Here is a 3,569-nt window from a genome sequence, read left to right as displayed (position 1 = left end):
ACGATGGTGTACGGCATTCTGGGCATCATCAACTTCGCGCATGGCGACGTGTTGATGATCGGCGCAATGGTCGCGTTGTCGGCGATCGGCGTGCTGCAGAATCACTTCCCGGGACTCGGCACGGTGCCGACGCTCTGTGTCGCGCTGATCATCGCCGCCTGCGTGTGCGCGGTGGTCGGGTACACGATCGAACGCGTCGCGTATCGACCGCTGCGCCGCGCGCCGCGTCTCGCGCCGCTGATCACCGCAATCGGTGTGTCGATCCTGCTGCAGACGATCGCGATGATCATCTGGGGCCGCAACCCGCTCGCGTTTCCGCAGCTGCTGCCCACCGACCCGATCAACGTGATCAAGGCGACCGACACGAACCCCGGCGCGGTGATCTCGATGACCGAAATCGTGATCATCGTGGTGGCGTTCCTCGTGATGGGCGGCCTGCTGCTGCTGGTGCACAAGACGAAGCTCGGCCGCGCGATGCGCGCGATCGCCGAGAACCCGAACGTCGCGAGCCTGATGGGCGTGAGCCCGAACTTCGTAATTTCAGCGACCTTCATGATCGGTTCCGCGCTGGCCGCGCTGGCCGGCGTGATGATTGCCTCCGAATACGGCAACGTGCACTTCTACATGGGCTTCATTCCAGGCCTGAAGGCGTTCACCGCGGCGGTGCTGGGCGGCATCGGCAACCTCGGCGGCGCGATGGTCGGCGGCGTACTGCTCGGCCTGATCGAGCAGCTCGGCGCGGGCTATATCGGCAATCTGACCGGCGGCGTGTTCGGCAGTAACTACCAGGACGTGTTCGCGTTCATCGTGCTGATCGTCGTGCTGGTGTTCCGTCCGTCGGGCCTGCTCGGCGAACGTGTTGCGGATCGTGCCTGACCTCGGGCGATATCGGGCCAACAGGAGTAGATAACCATGACCTCAATTCAACCGATCGAGCCGTCGACGACGCTCATTCCCGAGAAGAACATCACGAAGAAGGTGGTAGTCGGCGTACTCACCGCGGTACTCGTGATCGCCGCGCCGATGATCATCGGCGCAGCCGGCGGCAACTACTGGGTGCGCGTGCTCGACTTCGCGATGCTGTACGTGATGCTCGCGCTGGGCCTTAACGTGGTGGTCGGCTTTGCCGGCCTGCTCGACCTGGGCTACATCGCGTTCTACGCGATCGGCGCGTACACCGCGGCGCTGCTCACGTCGCCGCACCTGACCACGCAATTCGCGTGGATCGCGGCGCTGTTCCCGGACGGCCTGCATGCGCCGATCTGGATCGTCGTGCCGCTCGCGATGGCGCTCGCGGCGATGTTCGGCGTGCTGCTCGGTTCGCCGACGCTGCGTCTGCGCGGCGACTACCTCGCGATCGTCACGTTGGGCTTCGGTGAAATCGTGCGGATTTTCATGAACAACCTCGACCGTCCGGTGAACATCACCAACGGGCCGAAGGGGATCACGGGGATCGCGCCGGTGCACGTCGGCGGCTTCAACCTGTCGCAGGCGCACACGCTGTTCGGCTTCACGCTGCCGTCGGTGTACATGTATTACTACCTGTTCGTGCTGTGCTCGCTGCTCGTCATCTGGACCTGTACGCGCCTGCAGCACTCGCGCATCGGCCGCGCGTGGGCGGCGATCCGCGAAGATGAAATCGCCGCGAAGGCGATGGGCATCAACACCCGCAACATCAAACTGCTGGCATTCGCGATGGGCGCGTCGTTCGGCGGCCTGTCGGGCGCGATGTTCGCGGGCTTCCAGGGCTTCGTGTCGCCGGAATCGTTCACGTTCTGGGAATCGGTCGTGGTGCTCGCCTGCGTGGTGCTGGGCGGCATGGGCCATATTCCGGGCGTGATTCTCGGCGCGGTGCTGCTCGCCGTGTTCCCCGAGTTCCTGCGTACCACGATGGGCCCGCTGCAGCACTTCATCTTCGGCCATGAAGTGGTCGACACCGAAGTGATCCGTCAGCTGCTGTACGGCCTCGCGATGGTGGTCATCATGCTGTACCGCTCGGAAGGCCTGTGGCCGGCTCCGAAGCACGAGGACAAGATTGCGAAACTGGCGAAGCGCAACGGCAAGAAGCCGGTGCGCGCGTGAGAGCGGGGATACCACTATGAGCAATAAACAGATTCGACTGTCCGTCAAAGGCGTGAACAAGCGCTTCGGCGGCCTGCAAGCCCTCTCCGACGTCGGCCTGCAAATCGAGGAAGGTTCGATCTACGGACTGATCGGCCCGAACGGCGCCGGCAAGACGACGTTCTTCAACGTGATTACGGGTCTGTACACGCCGGATTCCGGCGAGTTCAAGCTCGACGGCGACAACTACACGCCGACCGCGGTGTACCAGGTCGCGAAGGCGGGTATTGCGCGCACGTTCCAGAACATCCGTCTGTTCGGCGGGATGACCGCGCTCGAGAACGTGATGGTCGGCCGTCACGTGCGTACGAAGCACGGCCTGTTTGGCGCGGTGTTCCAGACGCCGGCCGAGCGCAAGGAAGAGCGCGAAATCAAGGAGCGCGCGATCGAACTGCTCGAATACGTCGGCGTCGCGCAATACGCGGACTACACGTCGCGCAATCTGTCGTATGGTCACCAGCGCCGTCTGGAGATTGCACGCGCGCTCGCGACCGATCCGAAGCTGCTTGCGCTCGACGAGCCGGCCGCCGGCATGAACGCGACCGAGAAGGTCGAGCTGACCAGGCTGCTCGACAAGATCCGCAGCGACGGCAAGACGATCCTGCTGATCGAGCACGACGTGAAACTGGTGATGGGCCTGTGCAACCGGATGACAGTGCTCGATTACGGCAAGGTGATCGCCGAGGGTCTGCCGCATGACGTGCAGAAGGACCCGAAGGTGATCGAGGCATATCTCGGCGCGGGGGTCCACTGATGGCTACGGCGATGTTGAAAATCAAGGGCCTGCAGGTCAATTACGGCGGCATTCAGGCGGTCAAGGGCGTCGACATGGAGGTCGCGCAGGGCGAACTCGTCACGTTGATCGGCGCGAACGGCGCGGGCAAGACCACGACGATGAAGGCGATCACGGGTCTGAAGCCGTACTCCGCCGGCGATATCGAGTACATGGGCCAGTCGATCAAAGGGCTGCCGGCGCACGAACTGCTCAAGCGCGGCCTCGCGATGGTGCCGGAAGGGCGCGGCATTTTCGCGCGCATGACGATTTACGAGAACATGCAGATGGGCGCGTATCTGCGCAACGATGACGATGGCATCAAGAAGGACGTCGAGCGCATGTTCGGCTTCTTCCCGCGTCTGAAGGAGCGTTCGACGCAGCTGGCCGGCACGCTGTCGGGCGGCGAGCAGCAGATGCTCGCGATGGCGCGCGCGATCATCAGCAAGCCAAAGCTGCTGTTGCTCGACGAGCCGTCGATGGGCCTGTCGCCGATCATGGTCGAGAAGATCTTCGAAGTAGTGCGGGAGATCTCGAAAGAAGGTCTGACGGTGCTGCTGGTCGAACAGAACGCGCGTCTTGCGTTGCAGGCCGCGAATCGCGGCTACGTGATGGACTCGGGAATGGTGACGATGTCCGGCGACGCGAAGCAGATGCTCGACGATCCGAAGGTGCG

4 protein-coding genes are annotated in these 3,569 nt (G+C 63.5%); all 4 read left to right on the top strand.

From position 1 onward, the window contains the following. On the top strand, positions 1–876 hold an 876-nt coding region (locus tag BX592_RS33535; protein WP_134197622.1), incomplete at its 5' end, for a branched-chain amino acid ABC transporter permease. A 36-nt stretch (positions 877–912) separates the two neighbouring features. Continuing rightward, positions 913–2,082 carry an ABC transporter permease subunit gene (locus tag BX592_RS33530; RefSeq protein WP_134197621.1) on the top strand — a complete coding sequence of 390 codons (1,170 nt, stop codon included), beginning with the start codon at positions 913–915 and terminating at the stop codon, positions 2,080–2,082. A gap of 16 nt (positions 2,083–2,098) precedes the next feature. Beyond that, complete coding sequence (locus tag BX592_RS33525; protein WP_134197620.1) at positions 2,099–2,875, top strand: ABC transporter ATP-binding protein; 777 nt, start codon at positions 2,099–2,101, stop codon at positions 2,873–2,875. Then, a partial coding sequence (locus BX592_RS33520; RefSeq protein ID WP_134197619.1) for an ABC transporter ATP-binding protein occupies positions 2,875–3,569 on the top strand: 695 nt, incomplete at its 3' end. The genes BX592_RS33525 and BX592_RS33520, both read left to right, overlap by 1 nt.

Source organism: Paraburkholderia rhizosphaerae, from assembly GCF_004366595.1.
Taxonomy (GTDB): domain Bacteria; phylum Pseudomonadota; class Gammaproteobacteria; order Burkholderiales; family Burkholderiaceae; genus Paraburkholderia; species Paraburkholderia rhizosphaerae.
The sequence above is the reverse complement of the archived record's forward strand: the minus strand, read 5'-3'. Positions and strand labels throughout refer to the sequence as shown.